Origin of the sequence: Terrisporobacter vanillatitrophus (assembly GCF_051148895.1) — a bacterium.
GTDB lineage: Bacteria > Bacillota > Clostridia > Peptostreptococcales > Peptostreptococcaceae > Terrisporobacter > Terrisporobacter vanillatitrophus.
Genome location: NZ_CP154625.1, coordinates 3,399,720 through 3,413,260 on the forward strand (window position 1 = coordinate 3,399,720; position 13,541 = coordinate 3,413,260).

Annotated in this window: 12 protein-coding genes; all 12 read right to left on the bottom strand. The window is 31.4% G+C overall.

Features of this window, described 5'->3' with window-relative positions; genetic code table 11:
- Positions 1-14: 14 nt before the first annotated feature.
- Positions 15-1,448, bottom strand: a complete 1,434-nt coding sequence (gene nhaC, locus TVTCOM_RS16720; RefSeq protein WP_434797394.1) for a Na+/H+ antiporter NhaC — start codon at positions 1,446-1,448, stop codon at positions 15-17.
- Between the two features lie 250 nt (positions 1,449-1,698).
- A complete protein-coding gene (locus TVTCOM_RS16725) occupies positions 1,699-3,708 on the bottom strand; it encodes a sigma-54 interaction domain-containing protein (protein ID WP_434797395.1) in 2,010 nt (669 codons plus the stop codon).
- Between the two features lie 128 nt (positions 3,709-3,836).
- A complete protein-coding gene (locus tag TVTCOM_RS16730) occupies positions 3,837-4,268 on the bottom strand; it encodes a EutP/PduV family microcompartment system protein (RefSeq protein ID WP_434797396.1) in 432 nt (143 codons plus the stop codon).
- A 2-nt stretch (positions 4,269-4,270) separates the two neighbouring features.
- Positions 4,271-4,618, bottom strand: coding sequence for an ethanolamine utilization microcompartment protein EutS (eutS, locus tag TVTCOM_RS16735; protein ID WP_434797397.1), 348 nt, complete (start codon positions 4,616-4,618; stop codon positions 4,271-4,273).
- Positions 4,619-4,879: 261 nt separating this feature from the next.
- A complete protein-coding gene (ggt, locus tag TVTCOM_RS16740; RefSeq protein ID WP_434797398.1) occupies positions 4,880-6,565 on the bottom strand; it encodes a gamma-glutamyltransferase in 1,686 nt (561 codons plus the stop codon).
- Between the two features lie 349 nt (positions 6,566-6,914).
- Entirely contained in the window at positions 6,915-7,496 is a 582-nt protein-coding gene (locus TVTCOM_RS16745) for an RHS repeat-associated core domain-containing protein (RefSeq protein ID WP_434797399.1), read from the bottom strand.
- Positions 7,497-7,717: 221 nt separating this feature from the next.
- Positions 7,718-8,035 (bottom strand): immunity protein Imm33 domain-containing protein, encoded by a 318-nt coding sequence (locus TVTCOM_RS16750; RefSeq protein WP_343337950.1) that lies wholly within the window; start codon positions 8,033-8,035, stop codon positions 7,718-7,720.
- A 1-nt stretch (position 8,036) separates the two neighbouring features.
- Positions 8,037-8,561 carry a hypothetical protein gene (locus tag TVTCOM_RS16755; protein ID WP_343337951.1) on the bottom strand — a complete coding sequence of 175 codons (525 nt, stop codon included), beginning with the start codon at positions 8,559-8,561 and terminating at the stop codon, positions 8,037-8,039.
- 11 nt (positions 8,562-8,572) lie between these two features.
- On the bottom strand, positions 8,573-11,083 hold the full coding sequence (locus tag TVTCOM_RS16760) for a polymorphic toxin-type HINT domain-containing protein (RefSeq protein WP_434797400.1): 2,511 nt from the start codon (positions 11,081-11,083) through the stop codon (positions 8,573-8,575).
- Between the two features lie 186 nt (positions 11,084-11,269).
- Complete coding sequence (locus TVTCOM_RS16765) at positions 11,270-11,797, bottom strand: HEAT repeat domain-containing protein (RefSeq protein ID WP_343337955.1); 528 nt, start codon at positions 11,795-11,797, stop codon at positions 11,270-11,272.
- 19 nt (positions 11,798-11,816) lie between these two features.
- Positions 11,817-13,049, bottom strand: coding sequence for a polymorphic toxin-type HINT domain-containing protein (locus tag TVTCOM_RS16770; protein WP_434797401.1), 1,233 nt, complete (start codon positions 13,047-13,049; stop codon positions 11,817-11,819).
- Positions 13,050-13,129: 80 nt separating this feature from the next.
- Positions 13,130-13,534 carry a DUF6258 family protein gene (locus TVTCOM_RS16775; RefSeq protein ID WP_434797402.1) on the bottom strand — a complete coding sequence of 135 codons (405 nt, stop codon included), beginning with the start codon at positions 13,532-13,534 and terminating at the stop codon, positions 13,130-13,132.
- Positions 13,535-13,541 lie beyond the last annotated feature (7 nt).

Below are 13,541 nucleotides of genomic sequence, written 5' to 3' on the forward strand. Positions count from 1 at the left end.
CTTATACTCCTTATTTAAATAGCCTTCTCATCTTTTTTTGTTTTATTTTTATCTAATTTAGCTATACCAAATCCTGTAATAGCATATATAATTGCAAATATCATTCCTGAGTAGTTAAGTATTGCCCATGGTAAATATTGTAGTGTATCTACTCCCAATGTTGCAGTCATATATGCTCCTGCTGCTGACCATGGTATTAGTGGAACTAAAACTGTTCCTGAATCTTCTAGTGTTCTAGATAAGTTTTTAGGATGTAGATTTTTCTTTGGATAAACATCTTTGAATAATTCCCCTGGTACAAGTATTGATAGATATGAACTACCTGTTACAAAGGCAACTGTAAAACATGATACTATTGTAGATATTATTATTCCTGCTGTTGATTTTACTTTTGACATTAATAAATCTAGAACCACATCTAACATTCCAGAAACACTTACTATTCCTGCAAATCCCATAGCACAGAATATAAGAACTGTAGTACTTGTTACTGATGCAACTCCACCTCTGTTTATAAGTTTAATTACTTCCTCTGTAGCAGTTCCAGTAAATCCAGTCATTGTTATATCAAATCCTGATATTAATGCTGTAAATCCATCTACTATGTTAAATCCTTGCACTGCTGCTCCTAAAACTACAGTTAATAAACTTGTTCCTAACATTGTAGGTATTGTTGGCCATTTTTTAACTGAACCTAAAATTACTAATACAAATGGTAAAAGTAACACTATATTAAAGTTAAACATTGTGTCTAATTGATCCATCATTAATTGCACTGATTCAGGTCTTACTAAATCTCCTGATACGCTAAATCCAACAACTAAATATACAACCATTGCTAATATAGCTGCTGGTACAGTTGTATAAAGCATGTGTTTTATATGTTCGTATAACTCACTTCCTGCTGCCATTGGTGCTAAGTTAGTTGTGTCTGAAAGTGGTGATAATTTATCTCCAAAGAATGCACCTGAAACTACAGCTCCTGCTGTCGCTGGTAAAGATACTCCAAGACCTCCTGCAATTCCCATCATTGCCACACCTATAGTACCTGCTGCACCCCAAGATGTACCTGTTACTATTGATAGTATTGATGATGATAAAAATGCTGTAACTAATATAAACTTAGGATTTATCATTTGAACACCGTAGTATATTATCATTGGTACGGATCCAGAGAACATTAATGCTCCTATTAATAGACCTACACTCCATAAAATTAATGTTGCTGGAAGTGCACTGGCTATTTTGTCTACTATTGCCTTTTGCATGTCATCCCATTTGTATCCCAATCTAAGGGCTATTATTCCTGCAATAAAAGCAGAGCATATTATTATAGGTTCTGCTTTTATTTTAAAAACTCCATAACCTAATGCTAAAGCCACCACCATAAAGATTATTGGCGTTAAGGCTTGAGACAATGTTGGTTTTTTTCTTTGTACTTCTTTCATAATTATTTCACCCTCCCCATAAATTTTAAAATTCAATTAAATTTCTCATTATAATATGAAGCAATTAGCATGCCAAGTTTCTCATTTCCACAAAAATATTTTCATACTTTAGAATATAAGGTGTATTGAATTTTCTGAATTTTTATTTAAAGTTATATTAGGTTTACAACTTTAATATTAAACATGGAGTTTTTTTCTTATAAAAAAGAAAAGGGGTAATATCGTAAACATTTATCCCTTTTACATCCCATTAATTTATAATTACATTCCCATTTTTTATTATTTTTAAGCCCTTTTCTAATATTTTCGTCCCTTTTAACCCTTTATTTATTTCTATATATTCTTCATCCTTTAGTTTTCTCATTATAGTTCTAATTTTTCCTTCACCTAAATGGATATTTTCTTCTTTAGATAATAAAGATAAAGTTCTTCTACCAATACCTTCATATTTATGAATTTTTCCCAATACCCAAATTTCTTTTTCATTTAATCTTTCGAAATCTTCTTCTTTTTTCATAAATAAATTACTTAAATCACAACTTTCAATAATATATTTTGGCAAATATGTGGCATCAATTTTTATTCCACTTTCCTTTATAGTAGAAACATATTCCACCACATTGACAAGTTCTCTTATATTTCCCGGCCAATTATGACTTAGCAACATATTAATTGCATCTTCTGTAAAGAAATCTTCTAAATTTTCACTCTTACCTATTTTAAATAAATAATATTGTAACAATAGTTTTATATCTGTCTTTCTTTCTCTCAATGGTATGGAATACATGGGCATAACATTTAATCTATAATATAAATCTTCTCTAAAATTCTTCAATTTCACTTCTTGTAATAATTCTTTATTAGTTGCTGCTATTACTCTAATATCAACAGGAATAGTCTCCGTACTACCAACAGGAGTGATTTCTCTTTCTTGCAAAACTCTAAGCAATCTTGATTGCAAATATAAAGATGCATCTCCTATTTCATCTAAAAATATGGTTCCTTTGTGAGCTTTTTTGAATAAACCTTCTTTTCCTCCTTTTTTAGCACCTGTAAAAGCACCTTCTTCATATCCGAAAAGTTCACTTTCTATTAGGTTTTCAGATATAGCCGCAAAATTTATAGCTATAAAGGGATAGTCCTTTCTTTCCGACTCATTGTGTATAGCTTGCGCTAGAACTTCTTTTCCTGTACCTGTTTCTCCTTGAATAAGTACAGTGGCATTTGTTTTTGCTACTTTTTTAGCTAACTTAATATTTTTCACTATGGAGCTACAGTTACCCACCATATCTTCAAAAGTATACTTTGCTTTATTTTCTCTTATTTTTTCTCTTCTTCTTACTTCTTCGTCAATTTTATGAATATGCTTCACTTCATTAACAATAATCATATTCCCTATGTATATGTTGTTATCTTGTACCCTTTCTTTTGAAACGAGAATTTTTTTGTTATCTATATTAATAATTTCTTCTTTTAAAATTGGTAAAATTTCATAAATATCCTTTGATAGGACTTCTTCTTTGTTAATGTTCAACAGTCTCAGTGCCTCTTCATTTAAAAGTATTACCTTGTTTTCTATATTAGTATAAATAATTCCGTTCTTTTGGTTATCCAATAAATTGGTTAATAAATCTTTAAATCTAGTTGATTCTTGAGATTTTTTTATATATTTTGTAGATACATTTACCATATCTCTGTAAAAATAAGAAGATACTATACTTCCGTATTTGTCCATGCAATTTAGTTTTATTAATATTTCAATTAAAGTAGATACATCAAGATGTCTTGATTTTATATCTATAATATTGGAAATTTCACCAGGCACTAAATGAGCCTCACCAGGCGTAATGGCAATATCTAAGCTTTTATAAGATTTAATTCCTGGGTAATATTGATAATAATTTATATGATTAAGTCCCTGACTTTTAAGCTGTCTAATCACGTCTTCACAACTACTTTGTGCATCATTTACTAAAAGTACATCTGTACCTCTAGGAATGTTTAATATCTCCTCAATATACTCATGCTTTATTACTCTTTTTGATACTATGTAATTTATATTTTCACTGGTTATATGTTCACAATTGTCCATAACTTCCTCGCTGGAGAAAATCAATAAATCACATTCTAAGTATTTTTCTTTGTAATTACTTAAGTTTAAACATTCTATATAAAATTCTTTTTTAAATATTATTTCTAACTGTTGCTTTATAATAAATCCAGTATCTTCACTCATTGATATTACGGAAATTTTTTTCATAATGTCCCCCAATTTTCATCTCAACTTCTTGTTTATCTAAGTATAACATTTTTAAATTTTATGACAAATATAAAGCTCCTAGGAATTAAAAAAGAGCTACCTAATACATAGGATAGCTCTTTCACTTTTTAAAACTTCTTCAAATATTCAAATAATGGTTCCAGACCCATATTATCTACAGTATCTATTTTAAATATCTTATTAGTACCTGCAATTTCCAGCATTTCACAAGCACGAATTATTTGCTCCTTTGTAGCTTTATTTATTTTAGTAACTATACCTATTACATCTTTACAAAATATAGATGCAAATCCTGGTGCTATATAATTTTCTTCTTGGGTGGCATCATACACTATGGCTATAATTTTTGCATCTACTGCTGTTGTTATTATGGCATTGTAAAATCCCCTATTTTCCATAAACTCTCCTGGCGTATCTATGGAATTGTCATATAGCTCAACTGATTGAGTTTTTTTATATTCAATCTCCATTTGATCTAGCTTTTGGCATAATGTGGTCTTTCCACTTCCTGTTTTACCTACAAAAATAATTTTCTTCATAATTAAGTCCTTGTTATTTTAGTAGATGAAAAGTTTAGCATATGTCCTAAAACATTTAAAACTTCTGTTAGCGCTGATTCAACAGAACTAACATCTCCTGATATAACTACAGAACCGCTAAATCTATCCACAAATCCTAAAGATATATCTGAAGATTTTGACGCCACATCTGCTGCAATAATTGAAGCTTCACTAGGAGTTATTGTAAGTATGCCTATTGCACCTTTTTTAGCTACAACCAGTCCTAATTTTTTATAAATCTCTTCATTTGGATTAGCAATTATATGTGCAAGTGTTACTTGTTTTCCTGGAACGTATTCTTGAATAACTCTTTGCTTAGTTTCTTCCATCTGTTATTCCCTACTTTCTTCTTAAATTACTTAAAAGCCATACTTTTCTACAATACTTAATACTTCTTCTTATTTAAAATACTACACCATATCTTCTGTAAATTAATTAGTTAAATAGTATATTTTTTAATCCTATGCTGTATACAACCTTTATGTTTTTTTACACTTATCATTACAATTTTTTGTCATTTTCATTTCTACATCATAAATAATTGTACTAGCTCAACTTGAGACACGTTCATAATATAAATTTTTATAACTTTACCACACAGCTACATGACCATCACACCTTTTTTCTGTACCACAAACATAAACCATATGCCCAGATTTGTTTGATTCATTTTGTTTATTGCTACTACTTGATTGTAGATGGTCAAACTGCACAGTTTTGGTGTTGGATTCTTTTAATATAATTTGTCCCTTGCCCATATTCGTAAAATCTTCCATAACTTTAATATGGTGACCTTTTTCTATAAGGCCTTGCACAATTTCTTTATTCATATCACTTTCAACTTCAATCTCTTTGTTTTTAATCCATTGCCAACGAGGTGCATCTAAAGCTTCTTGAGGATTCATATTAAAATCAATCAAATTAGTAAGCACCTGCAGTTGTCCCTGAGGTTGCATAAATGCACCCATTACTCCAAAGGCCCCCACTGCTTCATTATTTTTGCATAAAAAACCTGGGATGATTGTGTGATATGGTTTTTTAAATGGTTTTATTACATTTATATGATTTTTGTTTAAACTAAAGTTATTTCCTCTATTATGAAGAGCTATGCCTGTGTGAGGAACTACTAGACCAGATCCAAATTCTGTGTAATTACTTTGTATATAAGAAACCATATTTCCATCTTTATCACCACTACACAAGTATACTGTTCCTGGTGAGTAAGGATCTCCACATATAGGTTCAACAGCTTTCTTCCCAATTAATTTTCTTCTTTCCTTTGCATATTCTTCATTTAATAATTCTTCCACCTTTACTTCCATATCTTTTATATCTGTTACATAAGTTTTGCTATCTGCAAAGGCCAGTTTTAAGCTTTCTATAATTTTATGATAATTTTCCACATGCTCTTTATTTTTATCTAATTCAAAACCTTTCAATATATTCAAGGCCATAAGCACTGTTATTCCATGACCATTTGGCGGTATTTCAAATACCTTATATCCTTTGTACTCTGTACTAATTGGTTCCACCCACTGAGGATAAAATTTCTCCAAATCACTTTTTCTAATAAATCCATTGTACTGTCTAGAAAACTCATCTATTTTATCTGCCAAACTTCCTCTATAAAAACTTTCACTATTTGTTTTTCCTATTTCCTCTAAAGTTAACGCCATTTCTTCGCACTTAAAAATCTCTCCAGCCTTAGGTGCTCTTCCTATTTTCCCAAAAGTTTCAAACCAATACTTATACTCTTCACCTTTCAAGTTTTCTTCGTATTCATCATAAACTTTCTGCCACAAATTTGATACAGTTTGTCCCACTGCATATCCATTTCTAGCATAGTTTATGGCACTTTCCAAACATTCTAACAAACTTAACTTTCCGTACTTTTTACTAAGTTCTCCCCATGCAGCAGGTATTCCAGGAACTGTTACCGCCCCAAATCCATACTTAGGCATAGAGTCCATTCCTTCATATTCTTCCAACTTCATTTTTTCTGGTGCAAATCCACTGGAGTTTAATCCATAAAGCTTCTTCTCCTTCTGGATCCACACTAGTGCATAAGCGTCTCCACCAATTCCACATCCTGTAGGTTCCACAACTGTAAGACAAGCAGCCGTAGCTATGGCTGCATCTACTGCATTGCCACCTTTTTTCAAAATTTCTAAGCCTGCTTGAGCTGCAATTGGTGTTGATGTTGCTACTGCTCCATTTTTTCCATAGACTACATTTCTTATGGAATTATATTTATTTTTATTTGAACTAAAATTCATATCTACAAGCACCCCCTTTCATAACTTAAGCAACATATATAATATATCCTCTAAAAATATTTTTGTATAAAAAATACTTATATTCAGTTAAAATATAGGATACCTTTTTTATATCTACAATGCTATGTTCTGACCCAATACTTCTCAACTTCATTTGACTTTATTATAGTATTTCTCGCCATATATCTTCTTGAGTTATTCAACGCTTTTTTATCATCACCAACTATGGCTCCTGCTTTTTTCCAACCACTTAGGTTCTTCTTTTTAGCATACTGATATCCGTCATAAGCTCCCCATGCTGCATTAATTACGCCCCAAATTTGGAAGTGGCCACTTGGATCTGTATACGCTATTGAGTTGTAGCATATAGGTGTAAACTGCTCGGGTCTGTGAATTCTCCACGATAAATGTCTTCTGTTAAGAATCTTCCATCTTCAGGGTTGTAGTATCTAGCATTCAAATAATACAGTCCTGTTTTATTATCGTAAATTCCACCTGTGTAGCAGATTTCATTGTAGAAGTTTTCATCACCATTTATTTCAGTTTCACCAAAATCAGTGTATTCATAAGCTACTTCACTTTTACCTTCTACGTTTACTAGATTTGTCGTACTTTCACGCATGTCCTTGTTGTAGAAGAAGTATTTTTCACCTTCCGTACTTGAAATATCCCTAACTGTGGCAATGACATTTCCACTAGCTCCCATTAGGTTAAGACTAGTCACTCCAGTAAGTTTTTCAACATTCTCTGGTTCTTCTAATTCTGTTGAAGTATCAGCTTTTCCAGTTGTGTAAAGTACTGAATCGTCTTGGTAATAGTACTTAGTTGATTGACCATTTCCCGATTTTTCAACTCTTTGTCCATTTCCATTGTAAGGATTTGCTTGATTTAATGTTACTATACCAGCCTTTGTAAACATGGCCTTATCCATGCGGTTTGCTGCATCGTAAGTGTAGCATTTTACTTCATTTGTTATACTATCTGATTCTCTTAGTTATTTTTGTTATAAGTGTATTCATACTTAGTAGAATGGACTTGATAAAAAACATCAAGTTTTTTATCAAGTCCAAGAATTTTGAGTATATTTGAATTTAGTATTACACTTTTCTACATAATTTTTATACCTTTTTAAAGTAACTAATTAACATTTTATTATAAGACAATTTCTCCAGTATCTGTAAATATAAAATACTTATTCCCATTTTCGTGCATTAAAGCAATTTCCGTTCCTACAGGCATATCAAATATACCCAATATTGCTGGTTCTATTTCTACTATTGTTCCCCAGTCACAAACTAACATATTTGAATAATCTTCTAAGAATTCATCTGTGTCTATATCAGATAAAAACCTCCATCCATTATCAAGCTTATTTACGGATTTTTCTCTAATACACCACTTTAAATTTCCTTTTCCTTGTAATATATTTTTTGATACTATACTTCCACCTAACCCGGCGCTCTTTTTCATTTTAATCCCTCATTTCTTCCTTCATTTCATCAGTACCTCTTTCTTCAATTAATTGTTTAACTGACAATCCAGCTACATTACATAATGTAATGTCTGTTTTTTTTCTTAAACATTTTATAATTAATTGATTTCCTTCTTCTGAATTTTTTTTTAACACCTCTTGGCATAAATCCCACAAAGGAGAATTTTTATATTTTTTATTCTTTAATGTTATATCTACTTTCATATCAATCAGTTTATTAGCTATTTTAATGGCACCATCTGAATTTATATTTGCAGCTAGATAGTGTAACTCATTACATACTTCATTAGATATATGATTTACCTCGACTTCATTTTCAAGTAAATATTCTGAGATATCAAATTTCCTATTCGCTAATGAGTGTTGCAATAAACTCATTCCATTCTTATCACATAAATTTTTAACTTGATCCAACGTTTTTTTTTCTAAATCTATCTTTCTCAGAAGCGTAGATAAATTTCCAAATTGAGCTATTGTGAAATAATCTGCTTTATTTATGTTCATATTTACTCCTTTTATTCATACTTATGACTTCTATTTGTACTTGGTAATTCTGGCCTATAATTTTTAGAGTCTCTATACCATTTTAAAAATTCTTTCTTAGATATTTCTCCATTCATGTATTTTTTATGCATATTTGAATATTTTTGTCCAGGTATATGACCCATATCCCACTGTCCACTTCTTCTTTTAAATTTATTCCATTCTATTTCTACTCCAGTTGGATCGTAAACCTTACCTGTTTTAGGATCTTTAGCATTTTCCCATACTTTTTCAACCTGTCCTTTTGCATATCTTGGTCTACTTTTACTATAGGGTTTCTTTTTAGGACATTTATTATGTACCAATACACTTGCATCAGACACAAAATATGTATGGAAATCTTCAACCTCAAAGTTATATACCGTTATCGCTTCATTATGAACTACTTTATCTATCTTCTCAACTGTAGACTTATCACCTGACTGAAGAACTACTACGTCCCCTTCCTCAATCATACTTGCTGGTATCCAGCCTACATTTTCTATATAAAATACATGATGTTCAGTAGTTTTTATAGTCTGCTCTGCTACTTTAATATATAGTATTGTATCTGTTATACTTTCAAAAGTTTGTACTACTTTTTTAAGAGCTAATTCTCCTGTTTCTGGGTCTTGTCCCCATACCAGGTCGCCTTCTTGAATATCCTCTATTGGAACTAATCCGTCTTCAGTTGATATTAAAGTCCCTGCTGTAAAGCATCTACCAGGTCCTAGCTTACACTTTTTCTTGCTAGGAGGTCTAGACATCTTTTTCTTTTTTACTATTCTTCTTGATGAACTTTTAGATTTACTTACTTTTCTTACAACTTTAGAAACTCTCTTAGCTATAGCCTTTGTACTCTTGCGTTTTTTAGCTACTTTAGCAACTCTTTTTATAACTTTACCTACTTTTAGTTTCTTAAATGGATTTATAGTTCCAAGTACTGCTCCACCAACTATGGCTCCTGCTTTTTTCCAACCACTTAGGTTCTTCTTTTTAGCATACTGATATCCGTCATAGGCTCCCCATGCAGCATTAATTACGCCCCAAATTGGGAAGTGACCACTTGGGTCTGTATATGCTATTGGGTTGTTTGCGCAGTAAGCATATAGATGTAAACTGCTTGGATCTGTGAATTCTCCACGATAAGTGTCTTCTGTTAAGAACCTTCCATCTTCAGGGTTGTAGTATCTAGCATTCAAATAATACAGTCCTGTTTTATTATCGTAAATTCCACCTGTATAGCAGATTTCGTTGTAGAAGTTTTCATCACCGTTTATTTCAGTTTCACCAAAATCAGTGTATTCATAAGATACTTCACTTTTACCTTCTAGATTTACTAGGTTTGTTGTGCTTTCACGCATGTCCTTGTTGTAGAAGTAGTATTTTTCACCTTCGTTGCTTGAAATATCTCTAACTGTGGCGATGGCATTTCCACTAGCTCCCATTAGGTTAAGGCTAGTCACTCCAGTAAGTTTTTCAACGTTTTCTGGTTCTTCTAATTCTGTTGAATTATCAGCTTTTCCAGTTGTGTAAAGTACTGAATCGTCTTGGTAATAGTACTTAGTCGATTGACCATTTTCTGATTTTTCAACTCTTTGTCCATTTCCGTTGTAAGTGTTTACTTGATTTAATGTTACTATACCAGCCTTTGTAAACATGGCATTGTCCATGCGGTTTGCTGCATCGTAAGTGTAGCATTTTACTTCATTTGTCACACTGTCTGATTCTCTTAGCTGATTTCCATTTAAATCATAAGTATAAGATTTATTTGATAGTGTGGTGTGGGACTCTCCCTCATCTTCAGATGATTCTTCACTTCCATCTTTCGAATCTTCTGATCCAACTTCAACGCTTGAAACTAACTGATTTAAAGAGTTATATGTGTATGTAGTTGTTTTTCCATCTTTGGCTTCTTTTACTCTGTTACCTACTTTATCATAAGTATAAACAGTGTTGCTTATTGAATTTGACACATTATCACTTATATTTGTTTCTGTAAGTCTTCCAAGTTTGTCGTATTCATATTCACGTAGTTCATCTACTATTGTGCTAGGTGAATCTTCGTCACGCTGAGTTGTACTAGTGTAGTTATTATATAAATATTCACTCATTATATGGTTATTTTTATTGTAAGTGTACTCATATTTTTCTAGTACTTCTTCTTTTCCACTATCAGTGTAAGTGATGCCTACGGCTCTTCCGAAACTATCGTAGTCAAAACTTCTAAGTGTATAGGTACTTTTACTTCCATTTGCAAAGTCTCTGTAATCTTTTATACTTGCAACTTTTCCATCGTTTAAGTAGTTGTATTCTCTAAGAAGCTTGTGCCCTACTCCAACTTTTGCCTCTATCTTTTGTAACCACTTATCACTATTATAAGTTAATTTTAGTCCTTTTACATCACTAGATGTAGACGAAGGATCTGTTACATTTGTTATATTGTCATCTATATCATACTCATAAGTAATTTTTTGACTATCTATTTCAGCATCTGTTGGCAAATCTCCTGATATATGCTCAGCATCTAACTCATGATATCCTATTATTATATTAATTAGTTCGTTATAAGTAGAATGGACTTGATAAAAATATTAAATTTTTATCAAGTCCATAGGTTTTAAGATATTATGATCGTCTACATATTTTTTACCACTGAATGTTATACTAGAAAGAAATCTACGTTTATATTAAATATGAGAAAAACCTTCTTCATCTAAAATTTCCATAAATTGTTCAATGAATTCATTATCTTCGCACTTTAAATCTATTTTTTCTAAATAAAATTTAACATCTGAATTATTTATAAATGTTAATGCTGTAACTGCTGATAATCTTGTATCATTATCATTTTCTTTTTTATTATTTATGATTTTTTTTAAACCATCTATTAGGCTTTTATCTGGAAATGACATAGCATATTGACATGCCCAATACCTCACATACTTATTATTACTTCTTAATGCTTTTCTTAAATGTGGCAATACTACTTCTTTATCAAATTTGCATATTATAAATTCTACATGTTTATTTATATCATATGTAAACCAATCTCCAAAACAATTTAATAGTAATGGTATACATTTTTCATCAGAATATACTTCGTCTAAATATTTTACAGCATCTGCATACATATTTATTTCACATTCTTTTATGTTTTTATCATTTGGAAAAGGTTGGTTTTCTTTTAAAAAATCTAAAATTTCCTTATAGTTCATAATCTATCTCCTTTTTAATTTATACATTTCCTAGTTCTTTATTAAGTCTGATTAGTTCTTTTAATTGTCGATTAATTACCTTTCTATTATACCCATCTTCTTTTAATAAGCCTCTTAATTCTCTTATATCTGCTGCTAATTGCTGTCTTCTTGTACCTTCTCTTAGTTTTGGATTTCTATATGTATACGTCTTTTCATGTATGGATTTTTTTAAATTTATCGATGCACCTCTTCCTCTCGAGACCTTCGATGTTGCATTTTGTATTGCATGATGGGCTGTATGTGTTGCATTCAGACCCGATTTTCTGTTCGCTGTTGACGATTTACTGTATGACCCTACATATAAGTCTTCTCCTGCTTTAGCACATGGTGCAGTATTATGCACCAACACACTTGCATCCGATACAAAATACGTATGGAAATCTTCAACTTCAAAGTTATATACCGTTATCAGTTCATTGTGAACTACTTTATCTATCTTCTCAACTGTAGACTTATCGCCTGACTGAAGAACTACTACGTCCCCTTCCTCAATCATACTTGCTGGTGTCCAGCCTACACCATCAATATAGAACACATGCTGTTCAGTAGCTTCGATAACTTCTCCAGCTACTTTAATATAAAGTATTGTATCTGTTTCTTTTACAAAAGTTTGTACTACTTTTTTAAGGGCTATTTCTCCTGTTTCTGGATTTTGTGCCCATACCAGGTCGCCTTCTTCAATATCCTCTATTGGAACATAGCCATCTTTTGTTGATATTAAAGTTCCTGCTGTAAAGCAACCCTTCTTAGTTATTTTGCACTTAACTTTACGATATACTTTAGTAGCCTTTTTACCTACTTTTTTAGTTGCTTTTCTTTTAACTGATTTAGCTTTTCTTGCAACTTTATAAACTCTCTTAGCTATAACCCTTGTACTCTTACGCTTTCTTGCTACTTTATAAATTCTTTTTGCAACTTTGCCTACTTTTAGTTTCTTAAACGGATTTATAGTTCCAAGTACTGCTCCTCCAACTATTGCTCCTGCTCGTCTCCAACCTCTTAGGTTTTTCTTCTTAGCATACTGATATCCGTCATATGCTCCCCATGCAGCATCAATTGCCAGCAAAATTGGGAAATGACCACTCGGATCTGTATATGATATTGGGTTGTTTGTACAATATGCATATAGATGCATACTACTTGGATCTGTGAATTTTCCACGATGAGTGTCTTCTGTTAAGAATCTTTCATCTTCAGGGTTGTAGTACATAGCATTTTATATTATGAGCTATATGAAAAAATCAGGCAACAAATCTAGAGTTTTATGCCTGATTTTCTATATAAAAACTTCTAACTTGTAATTTTAATATTAGAATTAGACGGGTCTAATAAATACACTCCTTCACCAATCACTGTAAAAGTCAAATCTGTAATCTCTGCCTCTTCATTAGCATAACTTACTTCAATTATAAACTTATAAAGTTCATTTTCTATTTTTATTGCATAAATATCATAAATTGCATCATTTGGCCTCAATCCTGTTTTATCTAATATAATTTCATTGACTCCATATATCACTACTGTACCCATTTCAACATCTTCATCACAATAATAATCCCATTCACCTGATTCACTTCTTATACGTGAAATACAATTTACTATAATTCTAACTTCTTTATTTTTACTATCTATATTAAAATCTACACAATATCTATCACCAAAATATAATGTCTTTAGAAACTCAATTGCATTCATTAATTTT